Raw genomic sequence first — 14,606 nt, forward strand, 5'->3', positions numbered from 1 at the left:
TGGCGATTTTGCTCTCCTTGTCTACGATAAAAAATGGGTGACCGTACTGGTCATACCAGATTTTGACAACCGACCCGGAGAGCACTATGACGAAAACCAGCGTGCGTATTGGCGCTTTCGAGATCGACGACGCAGAACTGCGCGGCGAAGCACAAGGCGATCGAACGTTAAGTATTCCCTGCAAATCCGACCCGGATTTGTGCATGCAGCTCGATGCGTGGGATGCCGACACCAGCGTCCCGGCAATACTTGATGGCGAACATTCTGTCCTTTACCGTGAGCATTACGATAGCAAAACCGATGCCTGGGTCATGCGCCTTGCCTGACCTAAAGAGAACCCGCCCGAAGGCGGGTTATTTATTACTGCAGTTGCGCCAGCGTAAAGTAACCGTCAAAAACGGCCCCCGTATCAATGTAGTGAAGATTATTAAAATCATACCGTCTGTCGACGGGCGTATGGCCGAACCAGAAATGATCCGCGCCGCTGATACCCTGCCCTTTACCCACCATAAAGCCCATCAGCCGATCGCGATCCCATAAAACGCGCTGGGCGCTGACCGGTTTTTGCCAGCGGTATTCCGCTGCCGGATAATCGGCATGGGCAATCACATTCAGGCCGTTAGCGCAGGTTATCTCAATAATATGCGGTAAATCGCGGCAGGCATCGAGCAACGACAACGCGAGCTGTTGCTGGTCGCGTTCAAGTTGCGCAAACCACATTCCGCCATTCATCGTCCAGAGAGAAAAATCGTTATTATCCAGACTGTCGAGAGCCATTTGCTCGTGGTTGCCACGCACGGCACGAAACCATTTTTCATTGATAAGCTGTAATGATTTAACACTGTCTGGACCACGATCAATCAAATCGCCCACAGAAATCAGTAAATCCTCAAACGGGTTAAAATGACGGCATTTGAGCTCGTCTAAAAGACGCTGATAACAACCGTGAATATCGCTGACAACCCAGACGTGACGCCACATCCGCCCCTCTATTCGCTGGTACATAAGGCCCTCCTGTTAACAGTATAGCTGCAGCAGAAATGACAGAAGATCGCCAGGGCTCTCGCAAAATCAAACAAACGCTAAACCAAACGGAAATAAAGGTCCGCGCACTATTAATCCCTTTTTACTGGCTCTTTAGAATAAGGGGAGATAAAAACGAGGGCCTTCACGTGTCTAATACAGAACTGCATAACGATGTTTTCTATCCACATCGCACACATATTATTTCTGAGCTGGTGAAAGGCAAACGGACTCCTGGGCCAATCTGGCAGAAACGCGAATATCGCCTCAAGTTCCTTCTGCGTTCGCTTCTGTTCTGGTCCTCCACCCATCGCATGCTGGAAAGCCTTGCAGGTCGCGACGATTTCGACAGACTGCTGGCCTCTCAGGTGACCTTACCGAGCAAGACCCATCGGCAGTACCTGATGCGCGGCCTGACGGCGAGCGATCGCGCTGACGCTATCATTCACCACTATCACTGGATTGATAGCCTGAAAGAGAAGGGGCTGGCCCAGGCGCTCACCAGCCCGCATGAGCAACCGTTCGTCCAGTTCAGGGCCAAAAACGACGCGATCTATACCGTCAATGCCTCTTGTGCCGGGAAAGCCGAGCGCGAAGGCGAAAGCACGCTGTGGCTGCGCGATAACGAGAATACGCTGCTTGCCAGCCTGACTTTTAGCGTTGCGCGCAGCAATGGCCAGCGGGTCATCGTGATAGGTGGACTTCAGGGCCCCCGCCGCAACGTCTCGCGGGATGCCATTAAGCAGGCCACCCGCTCCTGCCACGGTCTGTTCCCAAAACGGCTGCTAATGGAGGTGATTTTCCAGCTGGCGGCACAGTCGTCAGTGCGGGCAATTTTTGCCGTCAGCGATGAGGGACACGTTTTCCGCGCCTTGCGCTATCGCCTTAGTAAAGGTCGCCACTTCCACGCCAGCTATGATGAGTTCTGGGGATCGCTGGACGGTAAAAAACTGTCCGCCTTCTGCTGGCAACTCCCCCTGCAGATGGAGCGCAAATCCCTTGAGGACATTGCCAGTAAAAAGCGTGCCGAATACCGCCGTCGCTTTGAACTGCTTGATGAAATTGAGGCGTCCGTTAAATCGCGCTTTTAAGCCCGGCATTGCCATTTACTGACGCGACACGAAAATTTAACAAAACAGGCAAAAAGGGCTGGACTTCCGCATGCTGTGTTGTGTTATGTTTTAGCTGGACGTACAGGAAGTGCGCGCTGTATGAGAAAGACATTACCGGGAATATTCTTTCACTTTCATACAGATAAAAAGAGACCGAATACGATTCCTGTATTCGGTCCAGGGAAATGGCTCTTGGGAGAGAGCCGTGCGCTAAAAGTTGGCATTAATGCAGGCTAAGTCGCCTTGCCTTTTAAGAATAGATGACGACGCCAGGTTTTCCAGTCAACAGTTAAAGCGGCTGGAAAAAAAGCGTCAGAGCATCATTAAACGAAAAAAACCGCAGTGCTTTCGCAAGCATCTGCGGTTTTTTATTGGAAACCTGAACGTTAGCAGAGCTTATCCGCGCGCTCAATAAATGGTGCCAGGCTCATCTTCTGCCCCGGGTGGGAAGGATCGTCAATCTGGATCACGCTGATGGGCTGCCCGCTGCTCTTCCCGCTGGCCACCTGCTGCTCGGCGGTATCATTCAGCGGGTATTGCACCAGCGTACTCGGGTTGATGGCATACAGCGCATGGCCCGGACGGCAGGTCAGCATCACCTCTTCGCGATTAAACGCCCATTTGTCCTTACCCACTTCGAAACGGCTGACGGTGATAACCTGTGGTGCAGCAAGCGCGCTCCCCGTGCAGGCCAGCAATACAAGAGAAAGTACTGTCTTTTTCATATGATATTTAACCTTGTCAGAAGGGTTCCCAGGTGGCGAACAGGCTTACCGTTGCCAGCACCAGCGCCCCCAGCACCACTTCTGCCTGCGTCATCCTGATAAAAATCTGTTGTGTCCGTCCGGTTTCTGGACGGAACCGTGGCACCAGAAAATACCGATTTGCCAGCGCAATTACCACCATCAACGCCACCAGCGCACATTTGAACAACAATAACTGTACATAACCAGCCTGCCAGGGAATCTGGAGGCCAAGTATCATTAGCGCGTTAACCACCCCGGTGAGCAGCACGCCGGAGACGGCGTAATGGCCCACGCGTGAGAAGCGCATCATGGTGTAGATGGCGGCAGTCTGCCAGCGCCCTTTGGCCAGACGCATGCAGAACAGCAGCGGCAGTAATCCCCCCAGCCAGGTGGCGGCACAGATCAGGTGAACAGCATGATTAAGACGCTGCAAAGCCCCCATCGCCCCCTCCAGCATCGCCGCGTGTCCTACCCCGGCCAGCAGGATAAGCTGCCCCATTGCCAGCAGCAGCAGTCGCGACCCTTTCAGTGGCGCGAGCCATGCGGCGCCGACCGCGATCGCCGCGAGAATAATCTGCCACAGCCAGACGCTACCAAACTGCGTACCCAACACGCTTTGCCAGACCTGCGGGGCAAACACATCTCCCCAGCCGCTTCCCATCAATCCGCCCTGAAGCATAAACATGAGAAGTGCGGCCGCCAGGCTGATTAACGACGCCACTTTCTGCTGCCACTGAAACCGCCGTGACATTAAACGCTGGAGAGAAGAAGGTGCAAACCAGACGCTGTAAAGCGCATTGCCAAAAACCAGCATCAGCGCCCCAAAATGGATAAAGCGCAACCCGATGTAAACCAGCGACAGCATGCTATTTCACGCTAAAGTGATAGCTGCCTTTGGTTTTATGGCCATCAACCGAGACCACATGCCAGTCGACCTGGTAAGTCCCTGGCGTCAGCGGTTGTTCCAGAGGTACGTTAAGCTGAGTTTTATTCTTTTCGTCTCGCGTAGCGGTACCGGCCCTGATGACTTTTTTTTGCGCATCCGTTACCACCACGCCGCTAAAACCGGGTTCGATACCTTCCGAAAAATTCAGCGTCAGGGCCTGCGGTGCGCTCACCAGGCTGTCTGCCGCCGGGATAGTCTGTTGAAGATGCGCATGCGCAAGCACCGAGGGAGAAATCACTGTAGAGGCGAGAAAAACCAGTGCGCATGCCGCGCGGGAAGCAGAGAAACCCATCGCAATCATTCCTTTTTGTTATGTCTGTGTGCTAAAGAATAACGCTGTATAATAAACGAGTCGAGGATCATCCCGCCTCCGCTTGTCATCGTCGCGCAATCGCGGTAACGTTGCCGCCGCATAATAAGGAGAAGGTAATGAAGATCAATCTGGCCGCCCTTCCTCAGGACGAGATGGATAAAGTGAATGTCGATCTCGCTGCCGCTGGCGTCGCTTTCAAAGAGCGTTACAACATGCCCATCGTGGCGGAAGTTGTTGAACGTGAACAACCTGCCCATCTGCGGGACTGGTTCCGTGAAAGATTAATCGCCCACCGTCTCGCCTCGGTCAATCTTTCTCGTTTGCCGTACGAGCCTAAAGTTAAATAAGCTTAACGACTCGTTACACTTCCTTACGCTGAATCTGGCAGGATAAGAAAACCCTGATTAAATTAGGTGTATTCTTAAATCCCTGCGACTCAGTGTATAAGGAAGTCACGATGTCACATTGGAATATAGCGGCAGCCCAGTATGGCGGGCAGCACCAGAGTATCAATGACCATGTTACGCACCATCTTCGCTTCATTGCGGAAGCCGCGCGGCAACGGTGTGATTTGCTGGTCTTCCCTGAACTCTCATTAACGGGATCCGGGACGTCGACGTTACCTCCCCCACCCGGCGACGCCCAGCTGGATCCCCTGCTTGACGCGGCCCATTTTTACCGGATTACGGTGATTGCCGGGCTCCCTGTTGAGCGCAATGGTCTGCGCCAGAAAGGCCTCGCGCTGTTTACCCCCTCTCGCCAGCGCGTTTTGCGCTATCCGCAAGGCAGCGGTGCCAGCCTGATGCCGGGGGATAAACACCTGAGCATCATGGATGCCCACGCCGATTCGCCGAATCTCGACCCCAGGGCAACACTCTTCACCAGCTGTCAGTCGGTGCGGGATTACCGCTGGCGACAGTCCATCAGCACCCTTCAGCGCTTCGCGCATAAATATGCCATTGCTGTGCTCATGGCGAATGCCGGTAGCGGCAGCGCGCTGTGGGATGATAAAGGCCAGCTGATTGTCCGCGCGGATAACGGTGAGTTACTGTTGACGGGCTCGCTCGGCAGACAGGGTTGGCAAGGCGATATCATTCCTTTAGGCTAGGCGTTTTAAGCTCAGGAGTGTTCAATGCTGCGCGTCATCGATACCGAAACTTGCGATCTTCAGGGCGGAATAGTGGAAGTGGCCTCTGTCGACGTGGTTGACGGAAAAATCGTCAACCCAATGAGCCATCTGGTGCGTCCCGATCGCCCCATCAGCCCTCAGGCGATGGCTATCCATCGCATTACCGAATCGATGGTGGCGGATAAACCATGGATCGAAGACGTGATTCCCCACTATTACGGTAGCCCGTGGTACGTCGCGCATAACGCCAGCTTTGACCGTCGCGTGCTGCCGGAGATGCCCGGGGAATGGATTTGTACCATGAAGCTGGCGCGTCGCCTCTGGCCGGGGATCAAGTACAGTAACATGGCGCTGTACAAGTCCCGTAAGCTCAGCGTCCGCACGCCTGAGGGGCTGCATCATCACCGCGCCCTGTATGACTGCTATATCACCGCCGCGTTACTCATCGATATTATGAACACCTCCGGCTGGACGCCGGATGATATGGCGACCATTACGGGACGCCCCGCGCTGCTGACCACGTTTACCTTTGGTAAGTACCGGGGCAGAGCGGTGTCGGATATTGCCGATAAAGACCCGGGCTATTTGCGCTGGCTGTATAACAACCTCGACAAAATGAGCCCGGAGCTGCGTCTGACGCTGAAACATTATCTGGGCGAAGCTTAACGCTCTGCACGGCCTGGCAGCGTCTCCTGCGCCAGGCCAATCAAAAAGGCATACTCCAGGGCCACCCCTTCATACGATTTAAACCGTCCCGATTTCCCGCCGTGTCCGGAATCCATATCGGTACAGAGCAACAACAGATTATCGTCGGTTTTCAGTTCCCGCAGTTTTGCCACCCATTTTGCCGGCTCCCAGTATTGCACCTGAGAGTCATGCAAACCGGTGGTCACCAGCATATGAGGGTAGGCTTTCGCCTCGACGTTATCGTACGGGCTGTACTCTTTCATATAGCGGTAGTAAATCTCATCCTGCGGATTACCCCACTCCTCAAACTCCCCGGTAGTGAGAGGAATGGATTCATCGAGCATGGTGGTGACCACATCAACAAACGGCACCTGCGCGACGATGCCTTTGAAGCGGTCGGGACGCTGGTTGATAACCGCCCCCATCAGCATGCCGCCCGCGCTACCGCCCATGCCAAAGCAGAGCTGCGGATCGCCATAGCCCTGTTCAATCAGCGCATCGCAGACGTCAAGGTAGTCATTAAAGGTGTTTTTCTTTTTGAGGAATTTCCCGTCTTCATACCAGTGCTGCCCCAGTTCGCCGCCGCCGCGAATATGGGCGATGGCGTAAACAAAGCCGCGATCGAGCAGGCTTAATCTGCTGCTGCTGAAATCGGCGTCCATGCTTGAGCCGTAGGAGCCGTAGCCGTAGACGAGGATCGGGTTTTTCCCTTTCTGAAAATGCGCTTTGTGATAGACGAGCGAGACGGGAACCTCCACGCCATCCCGGACGGTGACCCACACGTGTTCGCTTCGGTAGTTTTCAGATTCGAACCCTTTAACCTCGGTCTGTTTAATCACCTGACGCTGCCCGGTGTCCATATCCAGCTCAAACAGGGTGTCCGGTGTGGTCATGGACGAGTAGCCGTAGCGCAGCCGTGAGGATTCCGGTTCCGGGTTGAATCCAATCCACGTCACATAGGCCGGGTCATCAAACGCAATCCCCACCACTTCCCGGGTTTTACGGTTGATTTGCCGGATACTGGTCAGCCCCCGCTGGCGCTCTTCCACCACCAGCCAGTCAGTAAACAGGGTGAAGCCTTCCAGCATCACCTGATCCCGCGCGGGGATCAGCACTTCCCACTTGCGCTCATCGCGCACTTTGGTTTTATAAAGACCGAAGTTTTTGCCCTCGCGATTCGAACGCACATAAAAACTGTGCTGGAAGTGATCCAGGCTGTACTCGTGGTCCTTGCGGCGCGGCAGAAAGCAGAGCGGCTGGGCATCAGGCAGTTCGGCATCCAGCAGCAGAACTTCGGATGTCGTCGCGCTGGCCAGGAAGATAATGACATAGTGGCGTGAGGAGGTTTTATGCAGGCTGACATAAAAGGTTTCGTCCTGCTCTTCATAGACCAGCTCGTCGTCCGCAGAGTCGGTCCCCACGGTGTGTCGCCAAACCTGGTAAGGCAGCAGCGTGGAGGCGTGTTTTTTGACGTAGTAAACCGTTTCGGAGTCATTTGCCCAGACAAAATCCGGGGAGACGTTTTCCAGCATTTCCGGATACCAGTTGCCGGTGTCGAGATTGCGAAAACGCAGGCCGTACTGGCGACGGGAGAGATAATCCTCCGCCAGCGCCATCACCGCGTTATCCGGTGAAATGGACATGCCGCCAAGGGTATAAAATTCGCTGTGGGCCGCGCGCTGGTTGGCGTCCAGCAGAATATCCCACTCGTCCCACTCGGCGCTCAGCACCGACTGACGCTGGTAGATGGGGTACTCGTTGCCGGGCTCGTAGATATGGCGATAGCGGTAGCCGTTTTTGGTCCAGGGCGCGGAGATATCACGCTGAGGAATACGCTGTACCATTTCATTCAGCAGCTGGTCCTGAAGCGTCTGCTGGCTGGACATGACCTTGCGACCATAGTCGTTTTCCTCGTGCAGGTAGTCGAGTACCTCTGGCCGGGAACGCGAATCGTCCCGTAGCCAGTAATAGTTGTCTATGCGCGTATCGCCATGCGTGGTGATTGCATAAGGTATACGTCGGGCTTTCGGTGGCATGTCATCATTCTTTTTAGTTTTACACCCTATAAGGTTGGCAAAACCCACGCATGATGCAAGCGAAACCGTGACCCCGCCGCGACGTTATCCCTGTAACGCCTGTTTTTGCTCCCGGATATCCTGTTCAATGCCTTCGCGCACATCCTGAGGGATCTTCAGCGCGTCGCCAAGCGCGTTCAGGTAGCTGCGTTCCATAAAGTGATCGATATCGATAGCGGCACAGCTGAGGAAATAGAGTTCAAGCGCCTCTTCCTCATTTTTCACACTCTGCGCAAGACGCTGCGGGTCAAGCGGCTGTTCAATCGCCTGCGCTACCAGCGCTCTGCCCTTCTCTTCGACACCGGCTTCACGCAGTTGCTGCTCAATCGCCGATCGTTCTTTATCGTCGATGTGCCCGTCGCTTTTCGCGGCAAAGACCAGCGCAAGGATAAGCCGTTCGGTACGCAGATCCAGCGGCGAGGTGTGTTCACCATACTGCGGTTCATCCCTGTGCGCAGTGCGTACCCTGTCTTTGTATTTATTCCACAGAACGGTCCCCGCGATGGCTCCGCCACCGGCCAGCAGCGCTCCGGTGCCATACTTTGCCAACAGCTTGCGCGAGGACTTATTCGCCACCAGCAGGCCAGCCAGCCCGCCGAGTGCGCCAGGTACCAGCAGGTTACTGAGCCCCTGCTCGCCGGACGATGCCGTTTTCTGCCCTAACAGTGATTGCAATTGATTCAGCCAGCCTGACATGGTTTCCCTCACTTAACGGTGAACATGTTCCACAGCGTAAGCGAGCAGGCGTCAGGAAATGTCTGGCCGGACTAAAGAAGCGCAAATTTCTTCCTGCCGCACTGAGCCGTGCGCGAGACAGACGCAAACGTTTTCGTTTATACTGCCCGCAACTTTTTCAGGGGGATTGTTATGATTCGTTTAGGAACCGCGCTGCGGCCATCGGCGACGCGAGTGATGCTGTTGGGATCGGGCGAGCTGGGAAAAGAAGTCGCCATTGAGTGTCAACGTTTAGGCGTGGAAGTCATTGCCGTTGACCGCTACGCTGATGCACCCGCCATGCACGTCGCCCATCGTTCTTATGTGATTAACATGCTGGATGGCGATGCCCTTCGCGAACTGATTACGCGTGAAAAACCGGATTTTGTGGTGCCGGAAATTGAAGCCATCGCTACCGATACGCTGATCGCCCTTGAGCAGGAAGGCCAGCGCGTGGTGCCCTGTGCAAAAGCCGCAAAGCTGACCATGAACCGCGAAGGGATCCGTCGCCTGGCGGCGGAGGAGCTCGGGTTGCCTACGTCGGGCTACCGTTTTGCTGGCGATAAAGCCGCATTCCTGCGGGCCGTCGAGGAGATCGGCTACCCGTGCATCATTAAGCCGGTCATGAGCTCCTCCGGTAAAGGGCAGAGCTTTATCCGCGACAGCAGCACACTGGACAAGGCGTGGGATTATGCCCAACAGGGTGGTCGCGCCGGAGCCGGTCGTGTGATCGTTGAAGGTGTGGTGAAGTTTGATTTCGAGATCACCCTGCTGACCGTCAGCGCCGTGGACGGCGTTCACTTCTGTGACCCGATTGGCCACCGTCAGGAAGATGGCGATTACCGCGAATCCTGGCAGCCGCAGCAGATGAGCCCCCTGGCGCTGGAACGCGCGCAGGCGATCGCCCGCAAGACCGTCCTGGCGCTGGGCGGCTATGGCCTGTTCGGCGTGGAGCTGTTTGTTTGCGGTGACGAAGTGATTTTCAGCGAAGTCTCCCCTCGCCCGCATGACACCGGCATGGTCACGCTCATCTCGCAGGACCTCTCCGAATTCGCCCTGCACGTGCGCGCCTTCCTCGGCCTGCCCGTCGGCGGTATCCGTCAGTACGGTCCGGCCGCCTCGGCGGTGATCCTGCCGCAATTAACCAGCCAGAACGTCACCTTTGATAACGTCGACGCGGCGGTGGGCGCAGGTCTGCAGGTGCGTTTGTTCGGCAAGCCGGAGATCGACGGCTCCCGTCGTCTTGGGGTGGTATTAGCCACCGGGGAGAACGTGGACGACGCCGTGACGAGAGCGAAAGCGGCCGCCGCAGGCGTTAAGGTAGCAGGATAAAAAAACGGGCCCCGGGGCCCGTTTTTCATACGGCGAATAACTTACTGCTTCGCGCCTTCAACCGCTTCACGAGCCAGTCGGGTAATGCGGTCCCAGTCGCCTGCTTCCAGCGCATCCGCCGGCACCAGCCATGAGCCACCGATGCACAGCACGCTTTTCAGCGCCAGGTAGTCACGGTAGTTGGCCGGAGAGATACCGCCCGTCGGGCAGAAACGCACCTGGGAGAATGGACCCGCAATGGCCTGCAGCGCTTTGGTGCCGCCGTTGGCTTCTGCCGGGAAGAATTTGAACTCTTTCAGACCGTAGTCCATGCCCAGCATCAGTTCAGATACGGTGCTGATACCCGGGATCAGTGGAATCGTGCCTTCGGTGGCGGCTTTCAGCAGCGACTCGGTCAGACCCGGGCTGATGGCGAACTGTGCACCCGCTTCGGTCACTTCAGCCAGCTGTTTTGCGTTCGTCACGGTACCCGCACCAATGATAGCGTCCGGTACTTCTTTAGCGATAGCGCGAATGGCATCCATCGCGCAGGCGGTGCGCAGGGTCACTTCCAGAACGCGAACGCCGCCCGCAACCAGCGCTTTCGCCATCGGTACAGCGTGCTCCAGCTTGTTTACCACGATAACCGGCACGACAGGGCCAGTGGTCAGGATTGCTTCTGCACTTGTTTTCCAGTTTTTCATCAGAGTCTTCTCTCGCCAGATCGTTAAAATCAAGTCGTCTTAAAACGTAATACAGGTTGCGCCCTGCTCAGCACCGGAGAGTTTCTCACGCAGCGCACCAAACATTTCGCGCCCTGTCCCCACGCGCGAGGCGCTCAGGTCAGGAATATGGGGGTTACGTGCCGCCAGCTCTGCGTCATCGACCAGCAGGGTTAACTCGCCTGTCTGTCCGTTTACGCGGATCATGTCGCCGTCACGCACTTTCGCCAGCAACCCGCCGTCATAAGCTTCCGGCGTCACGTGGATGGCGGAAGGCACTTTACCGGATGCGCCTGAGAGGCGTCCATCGGTCACCAGTGCAATTTTGAAACGGCGGTCCAATAATACACCAAGTGGTGGCATAAGTTTATGTAATTCTGGCATCCCGTTGGCTTTCGGCCCCTGATGACGCACCACCACCACGCAGTCTTTGTCGAGAAGCCCGGCGTCAAAGGCAGGTAATACGTCATGCTGGCTTTCGAACACCACCGCCGGCGCTTCGATAACCTGATTCTCTTCCGGTACGGCAGAGGTTTTCATCACCGCACGCCCCAGGTTACCGCTCAGCACTTTGGTGCCACCGTGAGGAGAGAACGGTTTGTCGATGGTGGCAATCACCTGCGGGTCAAGGGAGGCGCTCGCGCCATCACGCCAGTCCAGCTCGCCGTTGTTCAGCCACGGCTCCTGGGTGTAGCGTTTCAGGCCGAAGCCCGCCACGGTGTTCACATCTTCATGCAGCAGACCGCCCTTCAGCAGCTCGCGCATCAGCAGCGGTACGCCGCCTGCGGCCTGGAAGTGGTTAATGTCCGCCGGACCGTTCGGGTACAGGCGCGCCATCAGCGGCACCACGGATGAGATCTCGGAGAAGTCATCCCAGTTAATCAGAATACCCGCCGCACGCGCCATGGCCACCAGGTGCATGGTGTGGTTAGTTGACCCCCCGGTTGCCAGCAGCGCGACGATACCGTTGACGATGACTTTTTCATCAACCATTTTGCCCATCGGCATCCATTCGTTGCCGTTTCCGGTCAGACGCGTGACCTGACGTGCCGCTGCCTCGGTCAGCGCTTTGCGCAACGGGGCATCCGGCTGGATAAAGGACGAGCCCGGAAGCTGCATCCCCATAAACTCCACCACCATCTGGTTCGTGTTCGCGGTACCGTAAAACGTACAGGTGCCCGGCGCATGGTAAGACGCGGCTTCCGCCTCCAGCAGCGCCTGGCGATCGGCTTTCCCTTCAGCATACAGCTGGCGGATACGGACTTTTTCTTTGTTCGGCAGACCGCTTGCCATCGGGCCGGATGGTACAAAGATCGCAGGCAGATGACCAAACGACAGCGCAGCCATGACCAGACCCGGGACAATCTTGTCGCATACGCCGAGATACAGCGCGCCATCAAACATGTTGTGTGACAACCCAACCGCCGCAGACATCGCAATCACCTCACGGCTCAGCAGCGACAGCTCCATACCGTCCTGCCCCTGCGTCACGCCGTCGCACATGGCAGGCACCCCGCCCGCGACCTGACCAACGGCATTCACGCTGTGCAGCGCTTTACGGATGATGTCAGGATAGACCTCATACGGCTGGTGCGCGGAAAGCATGTCGTTATAGGAGGTGATGATGGCGATATTGTTACGCAACATGCTTTTCAGCGACGCTTTATCTTCAGGCTGGCAGGCGGCGAAGCCGTGAGCCAGGTTACCGCAGGCCAGCTGCGAGCGGTGGACGGTGTTGCTCTTTGCCTGTTCAATCCGGGCGAGGTAGGCCGAACGGGTCTCTTTCGAGCGCTCGATAATGCGTTGTGTTACGCGTAACAATGTCGGATTCATAAAAGCTCCTCTCATTTATCTGTCCGGGCTCGGGAGTTTACAAAGTCGCTGGCAGTTGTTAACAACGCTGAAACGCTTGCTGTCCGGAGCTCAGGGGCAAAATCACTTCCGGCAGTGTAATAAAAAAAGCTCCGCGGGTGAATCCACACGGAGCTTAAAAGTCAAAAATTATGCCGCGAGCTGTGTTAGATCATGTTACCGGTAAAATAACACTTTCGGGCTGGCGGATTATCTTACTCAAACTCGTTCCAGGAGCGACCATCGCGGGTGATCATCGCCACTGACGCAACAGGTCCCCAGGTGCCTGCCTGATACGGTTTTGGTGCATCCTGATCGGCAGCCCAGGCTTCGGTAATGGAGTCGACCCATTTCCATGCCTCTTCCACTTCATCGCGACGCACGAACAGCGCCTGGATACCGCGCATGGTTTCCAGCAGCAGACGCTCGTAAGCATCCGCCAGGTGCGTCTGGTTGAAGGTTTCGGAGTAGCTCAGATCCAGCTTGGTGGTCTGCAGGTTGTGTTTATGATCCAGGCCCGGCACTTTGTTCAGGATCTGGATATCGACCCCTTCGTCCGGCTGCAGACGAATGGTCAGCTTGTTCTGCGGCAGCTCCTGCCAGGACTCTTTGAACAGGTTCAGTTCCGGGTTTTTAAAGTAGACCACCACTTCGGAGCACTTGGTCGGCAGACGTTTACCGGTGCGCAGGTAGAACGGTACCCCCGCCCAGCGCCAGTCGTCGATGTCCACGCGGATCGCCACAAACGTCTCGGTGTTGCTGGACTTGTTCGCGCCCTCTTCTTCCAGGTAGCCTGGCACTTTTTTGCCTTGCGCAAACCCGGCAGTGTACTGACCACGCACGGTCTTCTCACGCACGTTGGAGCGGTCGATGCGGCGCAGTGATTTCAGTACTTTCACTTTGGCGTCACGAATGCTGTCCGCCGTCAGATCGGACGGTGGCGACATGGCAATCATGCACAGGATTTGCAGCAGGTGGTTCTGGATCATGTCGCGCATCTGACCGGCCTGGTCAAAGTAACCCCAGCGGCCTTCAATGCCCACCTCTTCCGCCACGGTGATTTCCACGTGGTCGATGGTGCGGTTGTCCCAGTTATTCACAAACAGGGAGTTAGCGAAACGCAGCGCCAGCAGGTTCAGAACCGTCTCTTTACCGAGGTAGTGGTCAATACGGTAAACCTGGCACTCTTCAAAGAACTCGCCCACCTGGTCGTTGATTTCTCGCGAGGTGGCCAGCGACGTGCCCAGCGGTTTTTCCATCACGACGCGAGCCGGCTTGGCGTTCAGTTTGGCTTCGCCCAGCCCTTTGCAAATGGCGCCGAAGGTGCTTGGCGGCATGGCGAAATAGTTAATGGTGACACGGTTTTTCTGATCCAGCATTGCGCCTAAACGGCTAAACGCGCTGACGTCATTCACGTCCAGATTGCAGAAATCGAGACGGCCACTCAGGGTATCCCACAAACTTTCATCAATTTTTTCTTTCATGAAAGTTTCGAGCGCCTCGCGGACGACTTTGGTGTAAGCGTCCTTGTCCCAGTCGGCGCGCCCAACACCCAGGATACGGGTATCCGGATGAATTTGGCCCGCTTTCTCCAGTTGATACAGGGAAGGCAGCAATTTTCGGCGTGCAAGATCGCCTTTCGCGCCGAAAATGACCAGGTCACATGCCTGGGCTGTTTGCGTTACCGCCATGTCATTCTCCTCAGTTGGATCACCTGGTACTTCCGCCAGGTATCGTTGTAATTTTATTACAATGCACTGTACTGCTTTTACGTCATTCCCGAAACCATTAGCGCTTATCGTCGCGTGCGATACCGCGATTTTTCACCCTTCAGACGATTACGATGGCGTAATGACGCAACAACCGTCGATTCTTTGCGCAACAGGGCCGCAGCAAAACCCGACACCGATCAAGTTATGAAAAAAAACAACAACATTATCTTGTCGATTGTTACCCTTTCTGGAAGTCACAGGGGTA

At 55.9% G+C, this 14,606-nt stretch carries 15 protein-coding genes; 6 read left to right on the forward strand and 9 right to left on the reverse strand.

The window, feature by feature from the left end; all coding sequences use genetic code 11:
• Positions 1-86 precede the first annotated feature (86 nt).
• Positions 87-326, forward strand: coding sequence for a YebV family protein (locus C1N69_RS13565; protein ID WP_008500472.1), 240 nt, complete (start codon positions 87-89; stop codon positions 324-326).
• Positions 327-360: 34 nt separating this feature from the next.
• Here C1N69_RS13565 and pphA read toward each other — a convergent pair whose 3' ends face one another.
• On the reverse strand, positions 361-1,005 hold the full coding sequence (pphA, locus tag C1N69_RS13570) for a protein-serine/threonine phosphatase (protein WP_155031370.1): 645 nt from the start codon (positions 1,003-1,005) through the stop codon (positions 361-363).
• Between the two features lie 167 nt (positions 1,006-1,172).
• On the opposite strand from pphA, the gene C1N69_RS13575 reads away from it, so the two are divergent.
• Positions 1,173-2,114, forward strand: coding sequence for a VirK/YbjX family protein (locus C1N69_RS13575; RefSeq protein ID WP_155031371.1), 942 nt, complete (start codon positions 1,173-1,175; stop codon positions 2,112-2,114).
• A 407-nt stretch (positions 2,115-2,521) separates the two neighbouring features.
• On the opposite strand, the gene C1N69_RS13580 is transcribed toward C1N69_RS13575, so the two are convergent.
• The 3 genes from C1N69_RS13580 to yobA are packed head-to-tail and all read right to left on the reverse strand — an operon-like array spanning position 2,522 to position 4,119.
• Positions 2,522-2,860 carry a YebY family protein gene (locus C1N69_RS13580; RefSeq protein WP_025756907.1) on the reverse strand — a complete coding sequence of 113 codons (339 nt, stop codon included), beginning with the start codon at positions 2,858-2,860 and terminating at the stop codon, positions 2,522-2,524.
• Between the two features lie 16 nt (positions 2,861-2,876).
• Entirely contained in the window at positions 2,877-3,746 is an 870-nt protein-coding gene (gene copD, locus C1N69_RS13585; RefSeq protein WP_155031372.1) for a copper homeostasis membrane protein CopD, read from the reverse strand.
• A gap of 1 nt (position 3,747) precedes the next feature.
• Complete coding sequence (gene yobA / locus C1N69_RS13590; RefSeq protein ID WP_155031373.1) at positions 3,748-4,119, reverse strand: CopC domain-containing protein YobA; 372 nt, start codon at positions 4,117-4,119, stop codon at positions 3,748-3,750.
• Positions 4,120-4,256: 137 nt separating this feature from the next.
• Here yobA and C1N69_RS13595 point away from each other — a divergent pair, with 137 nt between their 5' ends.
• The 3 genes from C1N69_RS13595 (at position 4,257) to exoX (ending at position 5,935) form a co-directional block, all read left to right on the forward strand.
• Positions 4,257-4,487 (forward strand): DNA polymerase III subunit theta, encoded by a 231-nt coding sequence (locus tag C1N69_RS13595; protein ID WP_013096102.1) that lies wholly within the window; start codon positions 4,257-4,259, stop codon positions 4,485-4,487.
• Between the two features lie 110 nt (positions 4,488-4,597).
• Entirely contained in the window at positions 4,598-5,248 is a 651-nt protein-coding gene (locus tag C1N69_RS13600) for a carbon-nitrogen hydrolase family protein (RefSeq protein ID WP_155031374.1), read from the forward strand.
• A gap of 24 nt (positions 5,249-5,272) precedes the next feature.
• Positions 5,273-5,935 carry an exodeoxyribonuclease X gene (gene exoX, locus C1N69_RS13605; protein WP_025756911.1) on the forward strand — a complete coding sequence of 221 codons (663 nt, stop codon included), beginning with the start codon at positions 5,273-5,275 and terminating at the stop codon, positions 5,933-5,935.
• On the opposite strand, the gene ptrB is transcribed toward exoX, so the two are convergent.
• Together ptrB and C1N69_RS13615 are read right to left on the reverse strand one after the other, a co-directional pair.
• On the reverse strand, positions 5,932-7,992 hold the full coding sequence (ptrB, locus tag C1N69_RS13610) for an oligopeptidase B (protein ID WP_155031375.1): 2,061 nt from the start codon (positions 7,990-7,992) through the stop codon (positions 5,932-5,934). The genes exoX and ptrB overlap by 4 nt on opposite strands.
• Positions 7,993-8,076: 84 nt before the next feature.
• Complete coding sequence (locus tag C1N69_RS13615; RefSeq protein ID WP_059386792.1) at positions 8,077-8,727, reverse strand: tellurite resistance TerB family protein; 651 nt, start codon at positions 8,725-8,727, stop codon at positions 8,077-8,079.
• A gap of 171 nt (positions 8,728-8,898) precedes the next feature.
• On the opposite strand from C1N69_RS13615, the gene purT reads away from it, so the two are divergent.
• A complete protein-coding gene (gene purT, locus C1N69_RS13620) occupies positions 8,899-10,077 on the forward strand; it encodes a formate-dependent phosphoribosylglycinamide formyltransferase (protein ID WP_095441572.1) in 1,179 nt (392 codons plus the stop codon).
• Positions 10,078-10,118: 41 nt separating this feature from the next.
• Here purT and C1N69_RS13625 read toward each other — a convergent pair whose 3' ends face one another.
• The 3 genes from C1N69_RS13625 to zwf all read right to left on the reverse strand — a co-directional run bounded on the left by C1N69_RS13625 (position 10,119) and on the right by zwf (position 14,320).
• Entirely contained in the window at positions 10,119-10,760 is a 642-nt protein-coding gene (locus C1N69_RS13625; RefSeq protein ID WP_025756915.1) for a bifunctional 4-hydroxy-2-oxoglutarate aldolase/2-dehydro-3-deoxy-phosphogluconate aldolase, read from the reverse strand.
• Positions 10,761-10,799: 39 nt separating this feature from the next.
• On the reverse strand, positions 10,800-12,611 hold the full coding sequence (gene edd / locus C1N69_RS13630; protein ID WP_045286373.1) for a phosphogluconate dehydratase: 1,812 nt from the start codon (positions 12,609-12,611) through the stop codon (positions 10,800-10,802).
• A gap of 233 nt (positions 12,612-12,844) precedes the next feature.
• Entirely contained in the window at positions 12,845-14,320 is a 1,476-nt protein-coding gene (zwf, locus tag C1N69_RS13635) for a glucose-6-phosphate dehydrogenase (protein ID WP_028013613.1), read from the reverse strand.
• Positions 14,321-14,606 lie beyond the last annotated feature (286 nt).

It is taken from the genome of Enterobacter sichuanensis (assembly GCF_009036245.1).
Classification (GTDB): Bacteria; Pseudomonadota; Gammaproteobacteria; order Enterobacterales; family Enterobacteriaceae; genus Enterobacter; species Enterobacter sichuanensis.